Source organism: Duganella sp. CY15W, assembly GCF_009857555.1.
Taxonomy (GTDB): domain Bacteria; phylum Pseudomonadota; class Gammaproteobacteria; order Burkholderiales; family Burkholderiaceae_D; genus Rugamonas; species Rugamonas sacchari.
Genome location: NZ_WWCQ01000005.1, coordinates 44,059 through 63,786, shown reverse-complemented (window position 1 = coordinate 63,786; position 19,728 = coordinate 44,059). Strand labels below are relative to the sequence as shown.

The 19,728-nt window shown below is 62.3% G+C and carries 18 protein-coding genes; 4 read left to right on the top strand and 14 right to left on the bottom strand.

What is annotated here, in order from left to right; translation table 11 throughout:
- Positions 1-44 precede the first annotated feature (44 nt).
- Positions 45-1,406, bottom strand: a complete 1,362-nt coding sequence (locus tag GTP58_RS22760; RefSeq protein WP_072787441.1) for an MFS transporter — start codon at positions 1,404-1,406, stop codon at positions 45-47.
- 258 nt (positions 1,407-1,664) lie between these two features.
- Between GTP58_RS22760 and GTP58_RS22755 the strand changes: the two genes are divergently transcribed.
- Complete coding sequence (locus tag GTP58_RS22755) at positions 1,665-3,893, top strand: NADP-dependent isocitrate dehydrogenase (protein ID WP_072787553.1); 2,229 nt, start codon at positions 1,665-1,667, stop codon at positions 3,891-3,893.
- A gap of 69 nt (positions 3,894-3,962) precedes the next feature.
- A complete protein-coding gene (locus GTP58_RS22750; protein WP_072787440.1) occupies positions 3,963-4,496 on the top strand; it encodes a hypothetical protein in 534 nt (177 codons plus the stop codon).
- Here the strand turns inward: GTP58_RS22750 and GTP58_RS22745 are convergent.
- Genes GTP58_RS22745 through GTP58_RS22705 form a run of 9 tightly spaced genes read right to left on the bottom strand, consistent with a single transcriptional unit; the run spans position 4,483 to position 12,690 of the window.
- On the bottom strand, positions 4,483-6,012 hold the full coding sequence (locus GTP58_RS22745; protein WP_161079401.1) for a cryptochrome/photolyase family protein: 1,530 nt from the start codon (positions 6,010-6,012) through the stop codon (positions 4,483-4,485). The two genes, GTP58_RS22750 and GTP58_RS22745, sit on opposite strands and share 14 nt — an antisense overlap.
- A complete protein-coding gene (locus tag GTP58_RS22740; protein WP_161079400.1) occupies positions 6,009-6,437 on the bottom strand; it encodes a nuclear transport factor 2 family protein in 429 nt (142 codons plus the stop codon). Before GTP58_RS22740 ends, GTP58_RS22745 begins: the two co-directional genes overlap by 4 nt.
- The gene (locus tag GTP58_RS22735; protein WP_161079399.1) at positions 6,434-7,210 is read right to left on the bottom strand and encodes an SDR family NAD(P)-dependent oxidoreductase; all 777 of its coding nucleotides are present in this window, start codon (positions 7,208-7,210) and stop codon (positions 6,434-6,436) included. Before GTP58_RS22735 ends, GTP58_RS22740 begins: the two co-directional genes overlap by 4 nt.
- Entirely contained in the window at positions 7,198-7,731 is a 534-nt protein-coding gene (locus GTP58_RS22730; protein WP_161079398.1) for a DUF3833 domain-containing protein, read from the bottom strand. The genes GTP58_RS22735 and GTP58_RS22730 overlap by 13 nt, the downstream gene beginning before the upstream one ends.
- Positions 7,728-8,918, bottom strand: a complete 1,191-nt coding sequence (locus GTP58_RS22725) for an MFS transporter (protein ID WP_161079397.1) — start codon at positions 8,916-8,918, stop codon at positions 7,728-7,730. The genes GTP58_RS22730 and GTP58_RS22725 overlap by 4 nt, the downstream gene beginning before the upstream one ends.
- Positions 8,915-9,475 (bottom strand): chalcone isomerase family protein, encoded by a 561-nt coding sequence (locus GTP58_RS22720; protein WP_202413826.1) that lies wholly within the window; start codon positions 9,473-9,475, stop codon positions 8,915-8,917. The genes GTP58_RS22725 and GTP58_RS22720 overlap by 4 nt, the downstream gene beginning before the upstream one ends.
- The gene (locus GTP58_RS22715) at positions 9,444-10,649 is read right to left on the bottom strand and encodes a cyclopropane-fatty-acyl-phospholipid synthase family protein (RefSeq protein ID WP_161079395.1); all 1,206 of its coding nucleotides are present in this window, start codon (positions 10,647-10,649) and stop codon (positions 9,444-9,446) included. Before GTP58_RS22715 ends, GTP58_RS22720 begins: the two co-directional genes overlap by 32 nt.
- Positions 10,646-11,413: a DUF1365 domain-containing protein gene (locus GTP58_RS22710; protein WP_161079394.1), complete on the bottom strand. Its 768-nt coding sequence runs from the start codon at positions 11,411-11,413 to the stop codon at positions 10,646-10,648. The genes GTP58_RS22715 and GTP58_RS22710 overlap by 4 nt, the downstream gene beginning before the upstream one ends.
- Positions 11,410-12,690 carry an NAD(P)/FAD-dependent oxidoreductase gene (locus GTP58_RS22705; protein ID WP_161079393.1) on the bottom strand — a complete coding sequence of 427 codons (1,281 nt, stop codon included), beginning with the start codon at positions 12,688-12,690 and terminating at the stop codon, positions 11,410-11,412. The genes GTP58_RS22710 and GTP58_RS22705 overlap by 4 nt, the downstream gene beginning before the upstream one ends.
- 97 nt (positions 12,691-12,787) lie before the next feature.
- Between GTP58_RS22705 and GTP58_RS22700 the strand changes: the two genes are divergently transcribed.
- The gene (locus GTP58_RS22700; protein WP_161079392.1) at positions 12,788-13,396 is read left to right on the top strand and encodes a TetR/AcrR family transcriptional regulator; all 609 of its coding nucleotides are present in this window, start codon (positions 12,788-12,790) and stop codon (positions 13,394-13,396) included.
- Between the two features lie 4 nt (positions 13,397-13,400).
- On the opposite strand, the gene GTP58_RS22695 is transcribed toward GTP58_RS22700, so the two are convergent.
- From GTP58_RS22695 to GTP58_RS22680, 4 genes are all read right to left on the bottom strand, one after another.
- Entirely contained in the window at positions 13,401-13,829 is a 429-nt protein-coding gene (locus GTP58_RS22695; RefSeq protein WP_072787429.1) for a copper chaperone PCu(A)C, read from the bottom strand.
- Complete coding sequence (locus GTP58_RS22690) at positions 13,826-14,437, bottom strand: SCO family protein (protein WP_161079391.1); 612 nt, start codon at positions 14,435-14,437, stop codon at positions 13,826-13,828. Before GTP58_RS22690 ends, GTP58_RS22695 begins: the two co-directional genes overlap by 4 nt.
- 71 nt (positions 14,438-14,508) lie before the next feature.
- The gene (locus tag GTP58_RS22685) at positions 14,509-14,880 is read right to left on the bottom strand and encodes a DUF2946 family protein (protein ID WP_161079390.1); all 372 of its coding nucleotides are present in this window, start codon (positions 14,878-14,880) and stop codon (positions 14,509-14,511) included.
- 69 nt (positions 14,881-14,949) lie between these two features.
- The gene (locus GTP58_RS22680; RefSeq protein ID WP_161079389.1) at positions 14,950-16,977 is read right to left on the bottom strand and encodes a methyl-accepting chemotaxis protein; all 2,028 of its coding nucleotides are present in this window, start codon (positions 16,975-16,977) and stop codon (positions 14,950-14,952) included.
- A 395-nt stretch (positions 16,978-17,372) separates the two neighbouring features.
- On the opposite strand from GTP58_RS22680, the gene GTP58_RS22675 reads away from it, so the two are divergent.
- Positions 17,373-19,628 carry a carboxy terminal-processing peptidase gene (locus GTP58_RS22675; protein ID WP_161079388.1) on the top strand — a complete coding sequence of 752 codons (2,256 nt, stop codon included), beginning with the start codon at positions 17,373-17,375 and terminating at the stop codon, positions 19,626-19,628.
- The last annotated feature ends 100 nt before the right edge of the window (positions 19,629-19,728 follow it).

Here is a 19,728-nt window from a genome sequence, read left to right as displayed (position 1 = left end):
AATTGTAAGCCGACAATTTACCCGAAGTTGGCCGCCTTGTGCGATTAAGCTGCTGCGCGGTCCTCTTCGATCCTGCGCATCACCGGCGTTTTGAACTCGAAACGCTTGATCTCGCCCACCATCAGCAGGTAGCACAGGATGGTCACCAGCGCGTTGGCGCCGACGAATACCAGCGCACCGGCGAAGGAACCGGTCTGCTCCAGGATGTAGCCAATCACGATCGGCGTGGTGATGCCGGCCGTATTACCGAACGTGTTGAACAGCGCGCCGCTCATGCCGCCGGCCTCTTTCGGCGAGGTGTCGGCCACCACCGCCCAGCCCAGTGCACCGATGCCTTTGCCGAAGAAGGCCAGCGACATCACCAGGATCACGACCCAGTCTGCCTCCACATAATTGGCCACGATCATGCAGGTTGACAGCAGCATGCCGCACACGATGGGCGTCTTGCGCGCCACCGACAGCGATTTGCCCGACTTGATCATGCGGTCCGAAATCACGCCGCCCAGCACGCCGCCAAGGAAGCCTGCCACGGCGGGCAGCGCGGCCACAAAGCCAGCCTTCAGGATCGTCATATGGCGTTCGGTGACCAGATACACGGGGAACCAGGTCAGGAAGAAATAGGTCAGGGTGTTGATGCAGTACTGGCCGATATACACGCCCAGCAGCATGCGGTTACCCAGCAGCTGCTTGATGCAGGACCAGGTATCGAGCTTGGTGGTGGCCGCTGCCTTGTCCTTGCTCTCCAGGTCGACCAGTGCGCCGCCCGCTGCAATATAGGCGACTTCGGCAGCGTTGGCGCGCGGGTGGTCTTTGGGGCCGTAAATGGTCTTGAGCCAGATGAAGGCCATGATCACGCCCAGTCCGCCCATGACGAAGAACACGCTTTCCCAGCCGAAGCTGTGCACCAGCCAGCCCATGATGGGCGCGAACAGCACGGTCGCAAAATACTGGGCCGAATTGAAGATGGCGGCTGCCGTGCCGCGTTCATTGGTGGGGAACCAAGAGGAGGCGATGCGCGAGTTGCCCGGGAAGGAGGGCGCTTCCGCCGCGCCGATTAGCAGGCGCAGAATAAACAACGCCGCTACCGCCGTGGCGCCGGTAAAGAAGCCCACGCTCCCCATTAACATGGTGAATAACGACCAAAGGAATATACTGAAGAAATAGGTGATTTTTGAACCAAAGCGGTCGAGCAGCCAGCCGCCTGGCAATTGTGCCAACACATATGACCACGCAAAGGCCGAGAACACAAAGCCCATTTGCACCGGCGACAGCCCCAGCAGCTTCTTCAGTTCGGGGCCGGCAATGGCAATGGTGGCGCGGTCAGCGTAGTTGATGGTGGTGACAGCGAACAGGACTGCCAGGATCAGCCAGCGTACACGGCTGGCCTGAGTGGGTTGCGTGGTCATACGGTCTCCTTGCTTTTAGTCCGATGACTATAGCTTAGATATCAGACGTCATACAACTGAATATCCACTGGTATTTTTCGAATAAACGTTTAACTTGTTGATTTAAAAGCACACTGTACGTATTGGTACGTAAGAAAGTTGTATGATGACAAGAGGCCCTATCGAGACTGTGGCATCTTTTGCACAAACCGGTGTGGGACAGTTTAAAATAACGGGCGGAATTAACTCCAAGCACCGATCGTTTATGAGGGAATGAACATGGCAACACAAAATTCAAAAATCATCTACACGCTGACCGACGAAGCCCCACTGCTGGCAACGTATTCCCTGCTGCCTATCATCAAGAAGTTCACTGCACCGGCTGGCGTCGACGTCGTCTCCAGCGACATCTCCGTTGCTGCACGCGTGTTGGCCGAGTTCCCAGAGTTCCTGACCGACGAGCAAAAAGTACCGAATAACCTGGCCGAACTGGGCGCACTGACCCTGAAGCCGGAAGCCAACATCATCAAGCTGCCGAACATTTCGGCCTCGGTAGCCCAGCTGCAAGCGGCCATCCGCGAACTGCAAGGCAAGGGCTACAAGCTGCCGGACTTCCCGGAAGATCCGAAGACCGACGAAGAAAAAGCCCTGAAAGCGCGCTACAGCAAGTGCACCGGCTCGGCCGTGAACCCAGTGCTGCGCGAAGGTAACTCCGATCGCCGCGCACCAAAGGCGGTGAAGGACTACGCACGCAAGCACCCGCATTCGATGGGCGAGTGGAGCCAGGCATCGCGCACCCACGTGTCGCACATGCACGCTGGTGACTTCTACCACGGCGAAAAGTCCATGACCCTGGACAAGGCCCGCAACGTCAAGATGGAACTGATTACCCCGTCGGGTAAAACCATCGTGCTGAAACCGAAGGTCGCGCTGCAAGCCGGCGAGATCATCGACTCCATGTTCATGAGCAAAAAAGCGCTGCTGGAGTTCTACGAGAAAGAAATCGACGACGCCTACAAAACCGGCGTGATGTTCTCGCTGCACGTGAAAGCCACCATGATGAAGGTGTCGCACCCGATCGTGTTCGGTCACTGCGTGCGCATCTTCTACAAGGAAGCGTTTGAAAAACACGCCAAGGTGTTTGAAGAACTGGGCGTGAACGTCAACAACGGCATGGTCAACCTGTACGACAAGATCGAGAAGCTGCCAGCATCGCAGAAAGACGAGATCCTGAAAGACCTGCACGCCTGCCTGGAACATCGTCCGAAGCTGGCCATGGTCGATTCGGCCAAAGGCATCACCAACTTCCACTCGCCAAACGACGTGATCGTTGACGCATCGATGCCAGCGATGATCCGTATCGGCGGCAAAATGTGGGGCGCCGATGGCCGCACCGCCGACGTCAAGGCCGTCATGCCTGAGTCGACCTTTGCCCGCATCTACCAGGAGATGATCAACTTCTGCAAATGGCATGGCAACTTCGACCCGACCACCATGGGCACCGTGCCTAACGTCGGTCTGATGGCGCAGCAAGCCGAGGAATACGGCTCACACGACAAGACCTTCGAAGTCGCAGAAGGCGGCATCGCCAACATCACCGATCTGGAAACCGGCGAAGTGTTGCTGACCCAGACCGTGGAAGCCGGCGACATCTGGCGTATGTGCCAGGTCAAGGACGCTCCGATCCGTGACTGGGTCAAGCTGGCCGTGACCCGCGCCCGCAACTCCGGCATGCCTGCCGTGTTCTGGCTGGACACCTACCGTCCGCACGAAGCGGAAGTGATCAAGAAAGTTCAGGCTTACCTGAAGGATCACGACACCAAGGGCCTGGAAATCCACATCATGTCGCAGACCCGCGCCATGCGTTACACCCTGGAGCGCGTCTCGCGCGGCCTGGACACCATCTCGGTCACCGGCAACATCCTGCGTGACTACCTGACCGACCTGTTCCCGATTCTGGAACTGGGCACCTCGGCCAAGATGCTGTCCATCGTGCCGCTGATGGCAGGTGGCGGCATGTACGAAACCGGCGCTGGCGGTTCGGCTCCTAAACACGTGAAACAGCTGGTGGAAGAAAACCACCTGCGCTGGGACTCGCTGGGTGAATTCCTGGCGCTGGCCGTGTCGCTGGAAGAACTGGGCATCAAGAACAACAACGCCCAAGCCAAGATCCTGGCCAAGACGCTGGACGTCGCGACCGGCAAACTGCTGGACAACAGCAAGTCGCCATCGAGCCGTACCGGTGAACTGGACAACCGTGGCAGCCACTTCTACCTGGCACTGTACTGGGCGCAAGCGCTGGCAACGCAGACCGAAGATGCTGCCCTGGCAGCCCACTTCGCGCCGCTGGCCAAGACGCTGACCGAAAACGAAGCCAAGATCGTTGAAGAGCTGAACAGCGTACAAGGCCAGGCCAAGGATATCGGTGGTTACTACTATCCAGATCCAGCCAAGACCGAAGCGGTGATGCGTCCAAGCGCAACCTTCAACGCTGCCATCTCGGCGTAAGAAGATGTCTCGCTTCCGCCTGCGCGGGAGCGAGATTGACTGCCTGCGGCGTCCGTGCGAGGATGCCGCATGAGCAGCCTGTTCGAATGTAGCGTGCTCGCGCCCACGTGGTTCTGCAACCACCGCGACCTGCTGATTTACCTGGCGCCGTCGCTGTTGCTGGCGCTGCTGATCCGTGCCTTGTCCGCGCGGCATCCCTTCTTTTTTCTCTTCACCCTGGCGGGAACGATTTGTCATGAACTGGCGCACTTTGTCGCCGGCTTGCTGACGGGCGCGCGGCCGGCGGCATTTACCGTGATCCCCCGGCGCATCGGGCAGGGCTGGGAGCTGGGATCGGTACGGCTGACGCGGGTGCGCTGGTATAACGCGGCGCCGTCGGCGCTGGCGCCGTTTCTGGTGGTGCTGCTGCCGTTTGTGGTGGCCTGGTGGCGCACCCGCAGCGGTTTGCACTTTCAATGGATCGATGTGGCGCTGGCGTTTGCCATCGCGCCGCAGTTCCTGGCATGCTGGCCGTCGACCACCGACTGGAAAATCTCGCTGCGTTCCTGGCCGTATGTGGTCATCGCCGGCGCAGGCTGGTGGACCTTGGCTATGCTGCGTTGAGGTCGGACCGCAGGCTGAGCGAACGTTCGCGGATCGCGGCCAGGTCCTGCGCGCTGAAACGTTGCAACTGCTTGTACGGCATCTGCAAGCGGTGATTGCTCTCCAGGCGAGGGCGGTTGCGCTCCAAAAAATCCCAGTACAGCGCGTTATACGGACAGGCACGCTCGCCGACGCGCTGCTTTTTGTCGTAGTGGCAGCCCTTGCAATAGTCGCTCATGCGGTCGATATAGGCGGCGCTGGAAATATATGGCTTGGTGGCCAGCAGGCCGCCATCGGCATATTGGCTCATGCCCAGCGTGTTGGGCGCCTCCACCCATTCGAAGGCGTCGATGTAGATACCCAGGTACCACTGGTGCAGCGCTTGCGGCGAGATCCCGGCCAGCAGGGCAAAATTCCCGATCAGCATTAGGCGGTTGATGTGATGGCTGTGCGCATGCTCCAGCGACTGGCCGATGGCGCTGGCCAGACAGCGCATGCGGGTTTGCCCATCCCAGAACCAGTGCGGCAACGGCGTGTGGTGGTCAAACACATTCAGCTCGACATAGCCCGGCATGCGATGCCAGTACACGCCACGTACATATTCCCGCCAGCCGAGGATTTGCCGGATGTAGCCTTCGGCAGCGGCGATGGGCGCGTGGCCGTCGCGCCAGGCTTGTTCGACACGCTGGACAACGGTGCGTGGCGACAGCAGCTTCACGTTCATCGCAAACGACAGCAGTGAATGGAACAGGCGCCAGGCCTTGTAGCTCATGGCGTCCTGAAATCGGCCGAAATGGGGAAGCGCGTGCTGGACGAACGCTTCCAGCTGCACCAGTGCTTCCTCTTGGTTCAGCGGCCAGCGGAAGTCGCCGGCCTGCGGCTGGCCAAAGCTGCGCACACCAGCATCTTCAATGGTGGCCCACAGTGCGCTGTGATTGTGGCGGGGACGGGGATCGGCCGGCTCCCACGGCATGCCGGGCCACGCCTCACGGTTATCCTGGTCGAAGTTCCACTGGCCGCCCGCCGGTGCGCCGGTCTCGCTGACCATGATGCGGTGGCGCAGGCGCATGTGGCGGTAAAAGTGCTCCATCACCCAGCTGCCGCGCTGCCCGAAAAAACCTGCAGCGTCATCGCGCGCGCTATAGAAATGTTCGGTATCGGCCATGCCGGTGGCAATCGCCAGCGCCGCTGCATAGGTGCGCAGCTGCTCATCGAGCCGCCATTCATCGGGCGCCTGCCATTCGAAGGCGCTAGCCTGGTAGCGGGCCAGCAGCGCGTCCAGGTTGTCCGGCAAGGACTGCACATTGTCTTCATCGTCGATGGCCAGGTAGTGGACCACGTGGCCGTTGGCGCGCAGGCGCGCGGCAAAGTCGCGCATGGCGGCAAAGATGGCGATGATCTTCTGTGCATGATGCAGCACGTAGTCAGTCTCCTGGCGCACTTCCATCATCACGTACACCACATCGTCGCGCACCGTGCTGTACCAGCTGTGCTGGCCGTTGAGTTGGTCGCCCAGTATCAGGCGCAGTGTCGTCATGGTTGCGGCGGGACGGCGGCAAAGCGGCGGCGCAGCCAGCGGATGGGCGCACCGACGACCGGCAGCTTTTGCAGCAGCTCTTCGGCCGCATCCCAGTAGTCGCGGTGCAGTGTCACCCTGCCTTCCTGATTGAAACGGAAGTGCGAGGCGCCTGCAATCTCGTAGACGCGGCCACGCAGCGTGCAGACAAAGGTCCACGTGGCAAAGGCCTGCTCGCCTTGTGCAATGCGCTCGCCGATGATGAAGTGCGGATTGTCCGTGTGCGCAAACATGTGGCGCATGATGGTTTCGATGGCGGCCACGCCGCGCACATCGTTGAACGGATCGCGGAAGTGGGCGTCAGCGGCATACAGTTCGGCGGCGCGGCTGATGCTTTGCGGCGTCATGGTGGCGTACCAGTCGAGCAGTGCGTCAAGTTGGGTCATGGATGTACCAGTCGTGATATCAGCGGGAAGCGCAGGCGGTAGGGCAGCCAGCGCAAAAATTTGAGCGCCAGCGTAAAGCGGCGCGGGAAGTGGATTTCGAAGCGGCCCGAGGCCAGCCCGCGGCGGATCGCGCGTGCTGCTGCCTGCGGTGTTTGCAGGGCCGGCATGGTGAAATCGTTCTTGGCGGTCAGCGAGGTTTGCACGAAGCCGGGATTGATCAGATACACGCTCAGGCCTCGCGGGCGCAGGTCCACATACAGCAGTTCCGCCAGATTGATGAGCGCTGCCTTGCTCGGACCATACACGCTGGCGTTGGGCAGGCCGAAGTAGCCGGCCACGCTGGCCACGATGGCGATGCCGCCGCTGCCGCGCGCCAGCATGGCCGGCAGCACCGTCGACAGACCGGTGTAGACGCTGCCCAGATTGGTCTGCAGCGTGCGGGCGGCGTCTTCGGCATTCACCTCCCAACTGCGTTCGGGATGGTAGTCGGCTGCGCAGAACACAATCAGGTCGATGCCGCCGAACAGCTGGCAGATCTGTTCATGGCGCGCATGCCAGGCCTGTGCGTCGAGGATATCGAACGGCGCCACCAGCGCTTGCGGATGGCCGCTGGCCACGGCTTGCAGGCGTTCGGTACGCCGCGCCGACAGCGCCACGCGCGCACCTGCCAGCAGCGCCTCCACGGCCAGCGCCGCACCGATGCCGCTGGACGCGCCGATCACCCAGACCCGCAGTCCGGCCCAGTCGCGCAATGGATGGTTCAGGGGACGCATGCGCGCCTCCGGAACGTCAGGGTTACCTGGCCCAGCTCCACGCCGAACTTGCGCATGCTGGCGCGGTTCATCATGGTGCAGCGGTCGATCAGGAACATCCAGTCGTCAAACTGCATTTCGTAAGTGCTGCCATCCACCGGCAGCAGCAGCGTGTACTGCCAGCGCAGCGCATTGCCCGCCACTTCGCCTTGCGCCTCGCCCTTGACGTCGGCCGCCGTGCCGCGCCACAGGCCATCGGCACCACGCGCAAGATGCCAGACGCGTTGCTGGGTGCTGCCGTCGTCGTAGCGGAAGCGTTCGTCCAGCGTCAGCTTGTTCTGCTCACTCACGCCGGTGATCTCGACATGGAAGCGTTTGGCCACCTCGCCATTCCTGCGCTGGAACATGCCCCAGGCATCGGTGGTGCCGGTGAAGTAGCCGGCCAGGTCCAGCGCCGGTGTCACCGACTTGTAGTGCTGGACGTCGGGACCGGTGCAACCGGCCAGCAGGGCTGCCAGCAATGCTATGCATCGTCGTTTCATGTCGTGCTCCTGGAGGCTGCAATGGCCAGCAATTTAAGAAAACAGGGGAGTACCGCGTAAGCCAGCGTCAGGCCGCCGCCGCCGTGGCCCGGCTGATAGCCCAGCCACGCCAGCAGCGGCAGCGACAGGCCGGCCAGTGCCAGTGCCAGTTTGCCGAGCAGTGTGAAGATGCCGAATCCGGCGCCCGCGCCAAGATGCTCTCCCAAGGCGCGCCCCAGCAACACGGGCGGCAGCGCAAGGTCGGCGCCCAGTGCCGCACCAGCCGCGATGCAGACCGCGCCATATGGCAGCAGGTCGCCCGGCCCGAGCAGGGCGGCGCCGCAGAATCCGGCAACCGACAACAGCATGCCCAGACGCCAGCAGCGTAGCGGTCCCAGTTTGCGCGCCAGCGCTGTCCATGCCGGCAAGCCGCAGGCAGCCGCGCCGAAATAGCAGGCCAGGAACACGCCCGCCAGCTGTGGCGCCCCTAGCTGGTCGCCGATGTAGAACAGGGCCAGCGTGGCAGGCACCGCGACCGACAGCGCGTTCAGGAAGTAGGGTAGCAGCAGGGCGCGCACTGCACGGTTGCGTGTCAGTTCGCGCAGGGTGTCGCGCCAGCCCTGCGGTGCAGCGCGGGGTGCAGCGGGTGGTGCGTAGCGCAGCAGGACCAGCATGGCCAGCAAGAGCAGCAGCGCATAGGCCAGGCTGTAGACGGCCAGGCGGGGGCGCACCTGCACGGCGTCGCCAGCAAGTATCGCGGCGGGCACCAGGCTGGCGGCCAGCATGCCGGCCAGTCCCATGCCTTCGCGCCAGGCCACCGCACCCAGCGCGCGGGGCAGGTGTGCGCCCCATGCCAGATACGCGATGTTGACCAGGCTGTGTGCACCGTAAGCCAGGACCAGCATCAACGCCAGCCATGCGCCCGGCGCGACAGCCTGCGGCGGCAGCCACAGCGCCGCAAACGCCAGTGCCAGGACGGCGGCGCCGAGCGCCATCCAGCGCCGCTGCTGCGCCTGCGCGCGGTCGAGCAGGTGGCCAAGGAGCGGATCTTGCAGCATGTCGAGCAGGCGCGCGGCAAACAGCACGCCGCCGAGCGGCGCCAGCGCCACACCGAGATGCGTGGCGTAGTAGGCTGGCAGCTGCACGAACAGCGGCAGCGCCGCCATCGCCAGCGGTGCGCCCAGCAGGCCGTAGGCGGCGTTGCTCATGGCGGCGTTCCCAGCAAGCGTAGGCGCAGCGTCGGGTCGCGGCTGTCCGGATTGAGCCAGATGTCGAAGAAGGCGCGCGCCAGTGCTTCGTCGTTGAGTTCTGCCAGCAGGCGCTGGCGGTCGTACAGGCGCATGCCATTGCCGGGCAGGTAGACGCCGGTCAGCTCATCGCCATCACGCACATCCACGAACGCGCTGAATAACTGTGCTTCCCATCGCGCCACCGTGGCAGCCGCGATGGGCGCGGGACTGAGGCGGCGGATTTCCTCCATGCTGGTGCGTACCAGGCGCTCGCGGCTGATGCTGCGGTAGTAGCTGAGCTGCAAAGCAAAGGGTTGCGTAGCGTCGAATGGCCGGCTGGCCGACCATAGCGTGGCGTGATAAATGCGCAGGCCGAACCAGCGCAGGTCGCCGCCACCTACTGCTTGCGCTTGCGGCAGCAGCGTGCGCCAGTCGGCAGCAGCCATGCATGGTGCGCTGGCCACCGTCGCGGCAGCGAGCAGCGCGCCCAGCACCAGGCGGCGCCTAGCGTTTATGGAGAAGGAACTGAACCACATCGGTACGACCCTCATCGAAAGCAGCTTCGCAATAAGCGAAATACAGGTCCCAGATACGCATGAAATGGGCGTCGAAACCTTGCGCCGTCACCTGTGCGCGCGCGGCGTGGTAGGCGCTGCGCCAGCGCCGCAGCGTCTCGGCATAGTCGGGGCCAAAGGCGTAGTGTTCTTCGCTGTGCAGGCCGGCGCGGGCGGCGCTGCGCTCGAAGCGCTCGACGCTCGGCAGCATCCCGCCCGGGAAGATGTATTGCTGGATGAAGTCCGTGCTGCTGCGGTAGCGCGGGAAATGGCGTTCACCGATGGTGATGGACTGCACCAGTGCCTTGCCGCCAGGTTTGAGGCGCGCTTGCACGGTGTCGAAATACTGCGGCCAATAGCGTTCGCCAACCGCTTCGAACATTTCAATCGACACCACAGCGTCGTAGCTGCCGTTGATATCGCGGTAGTCGCGCAGCTCCAGTTGCGTGAGTGCGCCCAGGCCCGCTGCAGCGATGCGCTGCAGCGCGACCTGCAGCTGCGCTGGCGAGATGGTCAGCCCATGCACATGGATGCCCTGGCGTGCCGCGTGCTCGGCAAAACCGCCCCAGCCGCAGCCGATCTCCAGCACCCGGTCGCCGGCCCGCAGCCCCAGCGTGTTGATGACGCGCTGGTATTTGCGGGACTGTGCCTGCTCCAGCGGCAGGCCGTAGTCGCCATCAAAGATGGCCGCCGAATAGGTCCAGCTGCGGTCCAGCCACAGGCGGTAGAAGTCGTTGCCGATATCGTAGTGGCTGTGGATGTTGCGGCGGCTGCCATTGCGCGTGTTGGGCCGCAGCCAGTGGCGCACCCGGTACCAGCAGCGTGCCAGCACGCCACCGAACACCGCCGGTTCCAGCGCCACTTCGTTGCGCAAGGCCAGCCGCAGCAGCGCGACCAGGTCCGGGCTGTCGATCCAGCCCGCGCCCCAGGCTTCACCGAGGCCGATGTCGCCTGCGCGCAGGATGCAGGCGCAGGCGCGCCAGTCGTGGATCTCCAGCGTGGCGCCGGGGCTGGCATGGGCATCGCCAAACACCATGCGCGTATGGTCGGGCGTGATCAGCTCCAGATGTCCCTGGCTGATGCGGCCCAGCAAAGTCAGGAATAACCGCGCGCTGGCGGGCGCGGTCTGGATGGCGGTTGACAGCGTACGGTTCATCGGAGCGGCTCCTCGTGGACGGTGATGTTGGTGGCGGAACGTGGCGGCTTGCGGAAAAAGGGCACTTTCTTTAACCACAGCCGCAAGGCCTGCCAGTGAATGCGGAATACGATGCCGAGTCCCAGCAGCGGATAGCGCAGCAGGACGGCGGCCAGCGCGCTGTCGCGCATTGGCTCGGCGCGGCCGGACAGTGTGGTGCGGATCAGCAGACCGTCGTCATCGTGGTAATCGAGGCTGGTACGCGGTTGTGTGCCAGTCAGATGGAAGCGGAAATGGTAGTGGCCGGTCTGCTGGCAAAACGGCGACACGTGCATCTGCTTGATGCACGTGGCCGCGCCCTCGCTTGACACCTGTAGCAGGTAGCGGTGGGTTTCGCCAAAGGTGTTGTTCACCTCGGCCAGCACGGCGCGCAGGCGGCCTTCGCGGTCATGGCAATGCCAGAAGCTGACGGGATTGAACGCATGGCCCAATACGCGCGGGAAGGTCTGCAGCCAGATCTCGCCTTCGGCCGCGATGTTGTGCTCAGCCAGCAGCGCGCGCATCCAGTGTTCCAGGCTGCTGCCGTCGCGTGGGCCGTAGTCACGCGTGCGCAGCGATAGTGGGCGGCGGCGGTCGATGCCAAACCAGCGTGACTGGCATCGCTCCAGCTGCGCCAGATTCAGGCGCACATAGAACACCGGATAGACAAAACGGTGCAGCACCGGCCGCAAGCGCGCATGCATCACGCGTGCATGGACCAGTTGGGCGGGCGCTGGTGATTTCATGGCAGGGTGGTCCACGGTGGGGCGGCGTCAAATGCGGCGGCAATGCGCAGCGCGGACTTCAGGCCGTCTTCATGGAAGCCATAGCCGCTCCAGGCTCCGGCGTACCAGGCACCGCCGAGGCCCTGGATCTCCGGCAGCGCGCGCTGGGCGTCAATCGCCGGCTGGTCCATGATCGGGTGGTCGTACTCGAAGCGCGCCAGGACGGAATCGGCAGCCGGTGCGACGGGCGGGTTCAGCGTCACCACCACGGGCTGGCTGAGTGGCAGGCTTTGCAGCTGGTTGAGCCAGTAGCTGACACAGACGGGACGGCTGCCATCAGTCTGCCGCGACGACAGATAATTCCAGGCCGACCACACCTTGCGCCGTTTTGGCAGTAGCTTGGCATCCGTGTGCAGCCAGGCGGTGTTGGGCTGATAGCGTACGGCGCCGAGAATCGTGCGCTCGCGTTCGCTGGCGTCGACCAGCAGCGACAGCGTGGTCGGCGCGTGCGTGGCGAAGACGACATCATCAAAAACTTCGCCGCGGCCGCTGCTGCTGACCATGACGTGGCGGGCGCCGCGTCGTACCGCACTGACGGGCGTGTTGAGGCGGCAGTCGGGCAGCGTGGCGGCGATCGCCTGCACGTATTGACGCGAGCCGCCGCGCACGGTGCGCCACTGCGGCCGGTCATTCACCTGCAGCAGCGCGTGGTTCAGGCAGAAGCGCAGGAATGTCGCGGCCGGGAAGGCCAGAATGTCACGTGGTGAGCTGGACCAGATCGCCGCCGCCATCGGCAGCAGATAGGCGTCGCGGAACATGGCGCTGTAACCGTGCTGTGCCAGCAACTGGCCCAGCGTGGCGCCGTCCGCCGCGCAGTCGGCCAGAAATGCCTCGGCGCGGCGGTTGAAATGCAGGATGTCGCGCAGCATGCGCAAGAAGGACGGCGATGCCAGGCGACGGCGCTGGGCGAACACCGTGTCCAGGCTGGTGCCCGCCCATTCCAGCGCGCCGTTATCCATGGAGACGGCAAACGACATATCGCTGCCGATGCTGTCGACGCCCAGTTCGTCAAACAGCGCGATCAGGTTGGGATAGGTTTTCTCGTTGTAGACCAAAAAGCCGGTGTCGACGGCACAGCGCTGGCCTTCCAGTTCGATGTCCACGGTATTCGCATGGCCGCCAAGATAGCTGCCTGCCTCGAACAGCACCACGTCATGGCGGCGCTGCAGGAAATAGGCCGCAGCCAGGCCGGAAATCCCGGCGCCAATGACGGCAATGCGTTTGCGTGGTGTATTCATGGTGGTTTTAAGCGGCTATCTGCCTGTTTTTGTACCGACGTGATAATATTACTACCAATAAATCAGAAACGCTACTGATTAGTAGCGAAATTTACTTATGAGTATTCTGTCCAAATTCAGTTTTAAAGACCAGGCGTTTAAATTGCGCGAGAACGCCATCCTGGACGCGGCGACCGCCGTGCTGGGCAGCAAAGGCTACGACCTGATGACCATGGATGACGTGGCTGGTGCGGTGGGCATTTCCAAGCCCAGCCTGTACAAGCACTTCAAGTCCAAGGAGGAGCTGGTGGGCGAGGCCATGATCCGCTTGCTGGATGGGGCGATTGAGCAGGTTGCCGCACTGGACGCGGCACTGAATCCGGTGCAGAAGCTGTCGGCGTTACTGGAGTGGGCGCTGCGCGTGCGGCTGGGGGGCGGGCTGCCATTCCTGCCCTCGACCAGCCCGCATGTGCGGGATATGTTGATGCGCAATGTGAAGTACATGCTGCGCGTGGTGAAACTGAATCGGCAGCTGGAGGGGCTGGTAAAGCAGGCGCAGAAAGAGGGCCTGCTGAATCCGGCCCTGCCTTCCGACGCAATTTTATTCAGCTACTATGCGCGGACCTGCGATCCGGCGGTGGAGTATCTGCAGAAGTTCAGCAAGATGGCGGACGACGATATCGTCCGCCACATGCTGACGATGACATTTGGCGGGCTGACCCAGTAAGGGATCAGTGTGCCGCGTTGAGCGGCTTGACCGGCGCTTCCACTTCCACCTTGCTGCGCACCTTCTGCGCATCTTCAATCTCCAGCGTCAGCGGTACTTTGTCGCCTTCCTTGAGCGGCTGTTTCAGATTCAGCAGCATCAGGTGGTAGCCGCCTGGCGCCAGCTTGACCAACTGGCCTGCGGGCAGGTCCAGCGCCTGGATCTGGCGCATGCGCATGGTGTCGTTATCCATTTTCATTTCGTGCACTTCCACCACGCCGGCGGCCGGCGAGCTGGCGCCCACCAGTTTGGCAGAGGTGGTCGAAGTCAGCGTCATGAAGGCGCCGGTGGCTTTCTGGGCCGCCACGGTGGCGCGCACCCATGGTTCGCCGACGGTGACCTGGGCCAGCGCGGGCAGGGCTGCCATCAGCAGCAGGGAGAGTAGTTTTTTCATTGGAAGAGTCCTTTCAGGAAGCCGGTGTCTTTTTTCGGGTTGAGCAGTTTGCGGATGTCGTCGGCGCACTGCTGGGCGGTTTCTTCGTGTTTCATGGCCAGACGGATTTTGCCGCTGGTGTCGAACACGTAGGTGAGGGCGGTGTGGTCCATGGTGTAGGAGCTGCCGCTCGGGACCTTGCGGTAAAAGATCTTGAAGTCCTTGGCGGCCTTGGCGGTATGCTCCAGGTTGCCGCGCACGGCGACAAAGGTGGGATCGAAGGCGCGCGTGTATTCGGCCAGCAGCGGCGCGGTATCACGCTCCGGATCGACGGTGACAAACACGACCTGCAGCTTGTCGCCATCGGCGCCGAGCAGACGCTTGATCTCGACGGCGCGGGCCAGCGCTGTCGGGCATACGTCCGGGCATTGGGTGAAGCCGAAGAACAGCATCACCACCTTGCCTTTGAAGTCGCGCAGTGCGGCGGGCTTGCCGTCACCGTAAAACAGCTGATAGTCGGGGCCGATGCTGCTGCCCGTGATGTCGATGGCGGTAAAGCCGGCGGCGTGCGCCGTGCCCGCCACGAATGGCAAGGCGGCCAACGACGATAGGAATAAACGGCGTTGCATAGGGAATCCTGTAGAGCGGATGTTGCGGAAGCACGCAGGGCCGACAGGCGCCAGCGTGCGGCGGACGACAATCAGGCGGCGGCAGGTGGCCCACGCGCTTGCGCGTCGGACCAGGTGGATTGCGGCATGCGCGCGGTGTGGCGCGGCGCCGGATAGACGTCGTGGCCTTCCAGCACCGCCAGCAGGCCGGCGGGTGCGGGCGGGGGCGCGTCGCTGCCGCCTTGGACGGCGCAGAGGACGCAATGCTTGACGGTGTGCGCGGGCAGCTTGGCTGGCGCGGTATCGCTGGCGGCGGCGCGTGTTGCGCTGCAAATCTCCAGGGCTAGCGGATTGGCGGTCAATAGCGTGACCGCCTGGCTGATCGCCGGCGCGCACAGGTTCAGCAGGATCGCTATAGAAACGATCAGGCTGGTCAAGCGCCGGCGCTGGAGAAAAATAGGCATTCAGCAATTATAAAAGAAAAAAGCCGCCACCGTGATTCACGGGGCGGCTTGAGGACTGGCGCGGCGCGCTTACTTGAGCGCCAGGCGGTGTGCCTGCGTGCGCGCAGGCTGCCGGTTGCCGCTGTGGCTGCCCAGCTTGAAGATGCGTACCACGTCTTCCAGTTCATGCGCCTGGTCCTGCAGCGCCTGGGCGGCGGCCGCCGCTTCTTCCACCAGCGCGGCGTTCTGCTGCGTCACCTGGTCCATCTGGGTGATGGCTTCGTGCACCTGGCCGATGCCGGCGCGCTGTTCTTCGCTGGCGGTGCTGATTTCAGCCATGATGCCGGTCACGCGGCGCACGCTGTCGACCACTTCCTTCATGGTGCTGCCAGCCTGTTCCACCTGCTTGCTGCCGATTTCCACTTTACTCACGGAGTCGTCGATGAGTTCCTTGATTTCCTTGGCGGCAGTGGCCGAGCGCTGCGCCAGGTTGCGCACTTCGGAGGCCACCACGGCAAAGCCGCGGCCCTGTTCACCGGCACGCGCCGCTTCCACGGCGGCATTCAGCGCCAGGATGTTGGTCTGGAAAGCGATGCTGTCGATAACCGAAATAATGTCGGCAATCTTGCGCGAGGAGGCGGTAATCGAGCCCATGGTGTCGACCACTTGCGCCACCACTTCGCCACCCTTGACGGCGATGTCGGAGGCGGCCAGCGCCATCTTGTTGGCTTGCGTTGCGTTCTCGGCGTTCTGGGTAACGGCGGTGCTCAGTTCTTCCATCGAGGCAGCGGTTTCTTCAAGGCTGGAGGCCTGCTCTTCGGTACGGCCCGACAGATCCAGGTTGCCCTGGGCGATTTCCGCCGATGCGGTGGTGATCTGCTCGGCGCCCTGGCGCACCTGGCCTACCACGCCGGACAGGTTGTCGCTGATGTTGTTCAGCGAGCGCAGCACCAGGCCGATTTCATCCTTGTTATTGATTTCCAGATGCACGTCGAGGTCGCCCTGGGCGATACGGCTGGCGGCTTCGGTAGCGCGCGACAGCGGACGCGAGACCACGGCACGCACCAGCAGGAACAGCACCACCGCAAATAGCAGCAGCGAGATCAGGCCGAGCACGGCGTAGCGGTTGCGCAGCTGGCCTGCTTCACGCGTGATTTCTTCGGTGTAGGTGCCGCCGACGATGAGCCAGTTCCACGGCTTGAAGGTGTGGAACTCGACCATTTTTTCGCGCGGGCGGTCGCCATCCTTGTCAGCCCAGTCGTAGCTCATGCTGCCTTCCTTGGTGTCCAGCATCTCTTTGATGAACAGGCGGCCATCGCTGCTTTTGCTGTCCAGCAGGCTCTGGCCTTCCAGGCTTGGGTGGACCACGGCGGTGCCCAGGGTTTTGCCGGCAGCGGCGTTGACGATGTAGACGTAACCCGTTTCGCCGATCTTGATGGCCTTGATTTTCTCTTTCAGCACGCTGAGGTTCTTGGAAATATCGAAACCGATGAACAGCACGCCGATGACCTTGCCGCTGCTGTCCTTGATCGGATCGTATTCGGTGATGTACTGCTTGCCGAACAGCGTGGCCAGGCCGATGTAGTTGCCACCGGCGCGCAGCAGCGGGTAGCTCGGGTGCGCGTGGTCGAGCTGGGTACCGATGGCGCGTTCGCCATTTTCTTTTTTCAGCGAGGTGGTGACGCGCACGAATTCGTCACCGTTGGCGGCAAAGATGGTGGCCACGACGCCGGTGTCGGCGGTGAATTTGTCGGGGATGCTGAAGTCCATATTCAGCGTCTTGCCATTGTGCTTGAGCGAAGGCGTCGGCTTGCCGCCGATGTCGACGGTTGTCGCGGTGTCCAGCGAGAAGCCGCCGTCGCCGAAGCCGGCCGCGAACAAACGCGCGAAGCTGGAGGCGTCGTTGCTCATGGCGGTGTTGAACATCTCAACGGTATTGCTGATGCCGCCCAAGGTGTTAGCGACGTTGGCTTTGGCGCGCTCTTTCAGCATGGCCGAGGTGCTCATGTTGATGAGCGTGAGCAGCAGCGCCAGGATCACACTGATGAGGCCAAAAGTAAAAACGGTAATTTTGGTACCGACACCCCAATTACGGGGATTCAAGATTATTGTTTTCATGTTCTTTTTAGAAAAATACTGCGGTTTGAAGTCGCCCGGAAGCCGGGCGCGCCCGCCGGGGAGGCGGACAACAACTGCGAAGGCAAGGGCGCTGCCGGAGCAGAGCCTTCAGGATGAAACTAAGTGAAGACCAGTATGATACCAGATTTTTTCCGCAAGGCAACCAATTGGAGTAATGTCTCGAAAAATTTTGTTTTTTAAAACAATGACTTAAACAAAATGAAGTCCAGAATACGTAGTTATACTTATTTCGGATGGTGAAAAGTTGCCGTGTTTCAGGTGTGCTTAAGCTTAGGCAGAGAAACTCGGAAATACTAGTCCCGTGTTGCTTACGCTATCCTGTAGAATCAGAGCGTAGTGCTCATACCTTAATCAATACGTTTCGGAGTAAGCCGATGAAGAAGCAAATGCTGTTGGTGGCCATCCTTGCGGCCCTGTCAGTGCAGGCCGGCGCCGCCGTGCCAGAGAAAACGGCGGATACCCCCCTCAAGCCTCAAGCGGGCCAGACGCAGGCGGCCGTGTGGGCCTCGCGTGTGCTCACCAAGCTGCATTACAAGCCCGTGCCGCTGGACGATGCGATGTCGGAGAAAATCTTCGACCGCTACTTCAAGTCGCTGGATGCGGAAAAAATGTTCTTCACCCAGGCCGACATCGACCAGTACGCCATCGTCCGCACCCGTCTGGATGACGCCATCAGCGGCGAAAACCTGAGCGTGCCGTTTGCCATCTTCAATCTGTACCAGCAGCGCTTCAACGAGCGCATCGCCTATGCACGCGAACTGGTCAACAAGAGCAAGTTTGAATTCAACTCCGACGAGTCCTATCAGTACGACCGCGAGAAGGCCGACTGGGCCAAGAGCGACGCCGAGGTGAAAGACCTGTGGCGCAAGCGCGTCAAGAATGAGTGGCTGCGCCTGAAACTGGCCGGCAAGGACGACAAGGCCATCCGCGAAACGCTGGACAAGCGTTACGAAGGCTACCTGAGCCCATCGCGCAAGCTGACCAATGAAGACGTGTTCCAGATCTTCATGAACGCCTACGCCATGTCGATCGAGCCGCACACCAACTACCTGGGCCCGCGCGCTGCCGAGAACTTCGACATCGCCATGCGCCTGTCGCTGGAAGGTATCGGCTGCGTGCTGCAATCGCGCGATGACTACACCGTGGTGCGCGAAGTGGTGACGGGCAGCCCGGCTGGCCTGTCCGGCAAGATCAAGGTGGGCGACAAGATCGTTGGCGTCGCCAAGGATGAAAAGACGCCGATGACCGAAGTGCTGGGCTGGCGCCTGGACGACGTCGTGGCGCTGATCCGTGGCGCCAAGGATTCCACCGTCAAGCTGGAAATCATCCCGGCCGACGGCGGCGCCGATGCCAAGCACCAGTTCGTTTCACTGGTGCGCCAGAAGATCAGCATGGAAGAGCAGTCGGCCAAGAAGTCGATCTATGAAATCAAGGATGGCGCCGCCAAGCGCCGCGTCGGCGTGATTTCGCTGCCGACCTTCTACATGGACTTTGAAGCGCGCCGCAAGGGCGACAAGGACTTCAAGTCGGCCACGCGTGACGTGCAGCGCCTGCTGGCCGAGCTCAAGAAGGACAAAGTCGACAACGTGCTGATCGACCTGCGCAACAACGGCGGCGGTTCGCTGACCGAAGCGGTGGAACTGACCGGCCTGTTCATCGACAAAGGCCCGGTAGTCATGCAGCGCAATGGCGACAACAAGGTGGAAGTCGAGAGCGACACCAATCCGGGCATGGCCTGGGATGGCCCGATGGGCGTGCTGATCAACCGTGGTTCGGCCTCGGCGTCGGAGATTTTCGCGGCGGCGATCCAGGATTACGGCCGTGGCATCATCATCGGCGAGCCTAGCTTCGGCAAAGGCACGGTGCAGACCCTGTTTGGCCTGGACCGCTTTGCGCAGAACGACAAGGTGCATTACGGCGAACTCAAGTTCACCATTGCGCAGTTCTTCCGCATCAATGGCGGCACCACCCAGCTGCGCGGCGTGACGCCGGACATCAAGCTGCCGACCATGGGCGATTCGGACACCTTTGGCGAGTCGAGCTATGACAACGCGCTGCCGTGGACCCAGATCAAACCGGCAATCTACATCCCGACCGGCGATATGAAGGAAATCGTGCCGCTGCTGGACAAAAAGCACGAGGCGCGCGTGTCCAAGGACAAGGACTTCCAGTACCTGGCCGAAGACATCGCCCTGGTGAAAAAACAGCGCAAGGAGAACTCGATCTCGCTGAACGAAGCCGCGCGCCGCAAGGAACGCGATCAGCAGGAAGCGCGCGCCAAGCTGCGTGAAGCGCGTCTGCTGTCGCCAACGCCGGGCGCCGACGATCCTATCCTGGTGCCCGATCCGAAAGATGCGCTGAACAAGGCCATTGCGGCCAAGCCAGCCAACGGCAAGGCGGCGCCAACGCCGAAAGTAGCCGGCGTCAAGGGCGCACTGCGCAGTGATGACGGCCTGCAAGGCGCCGAGCGTTCGCTGGCCGCCGAGCTGGAAGCGGAGAAGCAGGCCAAGGCCGCCAAGGACGTGCTGCTGAACGAAGCGGTGCACATCCTGTCGGACGAAGTCAGCGTGCTGAAGACGGACACCCGCATGGCCTCCCGCGTGCTGCCTTACGCGGCGGACGTCAAGTAAGACTAAGTCGCCTCCGCTAAAAACCCGAAAGTCACAACGTGGCTTTCGGGTTTTTTTATTGTGTGATTATTGGATATATTTCTCAAAGGAAAAGCTGCTA

Coding starts and splice junctions, on each gene's coding strand:
- GTP58_RS22680 (WP_161079389.1), bottom strand. CDS start 16,977: ATGAAAACAATAATCTTGAATCCCCGTAATTGGGGTGTCGGTACCAAA.
- GTP58_RS22695 (WP_072787429.1), bottom strand. CDS start 13,829: ATGAAAAAACTACTCTCCCTGCTGCTGATGGCAGCCCTGCCCGCGCTG.
- GTP58_RS22690 (WP_161079391.1), bottom strand. CDS start 14,437: ATGCAACGCCGTTTATTCCTATCGTCGTTGGCCGCCTTGCCATTCGTG.
- GTP58_RS22730 (WP_161079398.1), bottom strand. CDS start 7,731: ATGAAACGACGATGCATAGCATTGCTGGCAGCCCTGCTGGCCGGTTGC.
- GTP58_RS22720 (WP_202413826.1), bottom strand. CDS start 9,475: ATGTGGTTCAGTTCCTTCTCCATAAACGCTAGGCGCCGCCTGGTGCTG.
- GTP58_RS22725 (WP_161079397.1), bottom strand. CDS start 8,918: ATGAGCAACGCCGCCTACGGCCTGCTGGGCGCACCGCTGGCGATGGCG.
- GTP58_RS22745 (WP_161079401.1), bottom strand. CDS start 6,012: ATGACGACACTGCGCCTGATACTGGGCGACCAACTCAACGGCCAGCAC.
- GTP58_RS22675 (WP_161079388.1), top strand. CDS start 17,373: ATGAAGAAGCAAATGCTGTTGGTGGCCATCCTTGCGGCCCTGTCAGTG.
- GTP58_RS22685 (WP_161079390.1), bottom strand. CDS start 14,880: ATGCCTATTTTTCTCCAGCGCCGGCGCTTGACCAGCCTGATCGTTTCT.
- GTP58_RS22750 (WP_072787440.1), top strand. CDS start 3,963: ATGAGCAGCCTGTTCGAATGTAGCGTGCTCGCGCCCACGTGGTTCTGC.
- GTP58_RS22735 (WP_161079399.1), bottom strand. CDS start 7,210: ATGCGTCCCCTGAACCATCCATTGCGCGACTGGGCCGGACTGCGGGTC.
- GTP58_RS22740 (WP_161079400.1), bottom strand. CDS start 6,437: ATGACCCAACTTGACGCACTGCTCGACTGGTACGCCACCATGACGCCG.
- GTP58_RS22760 (WP_072787441.1), bottom strand. CDS start 1,406: ATGACCACGCAACCCACTCAGGCCAGCCGTGTACGCTGGCTGATCCTG.
- GTP58_RS22705 (WP_161079393.1), bottom strand. CDS start 12,690: ATGAATACACCACGCAAACGCATTGCCGTCATTGGCGCCGGGATTTCC.
- GTP58_RS22715 (WP_161079395.1), bottom strand. CDS start 10,649: ATGAACCGTACGCTGTCAACCGCCATCCAGACCGCGCCCGCCAGCGCG.
- GTP58_RS22710 (WP_161079394.1), bottom strand. CDS start 11,413: ATGAAATCACCAGCGCCCGCCCAACTGGTCCATGCACGCGTGATGCAT.
- GTP58_RS22700 (WP_161079392.1), top strand. CDS start 12,788: ATGAGTATTCTGTCCAAATTCAGTTTTAAAGACCAGGCGTTTAAATTG.
- GTP58_RS22755 (WP_072787553.1), top strand. CDS start 1,665: ATGGCAACACAAAATTCAAAAATCATCTACACGCTGACCGACGAAGCC.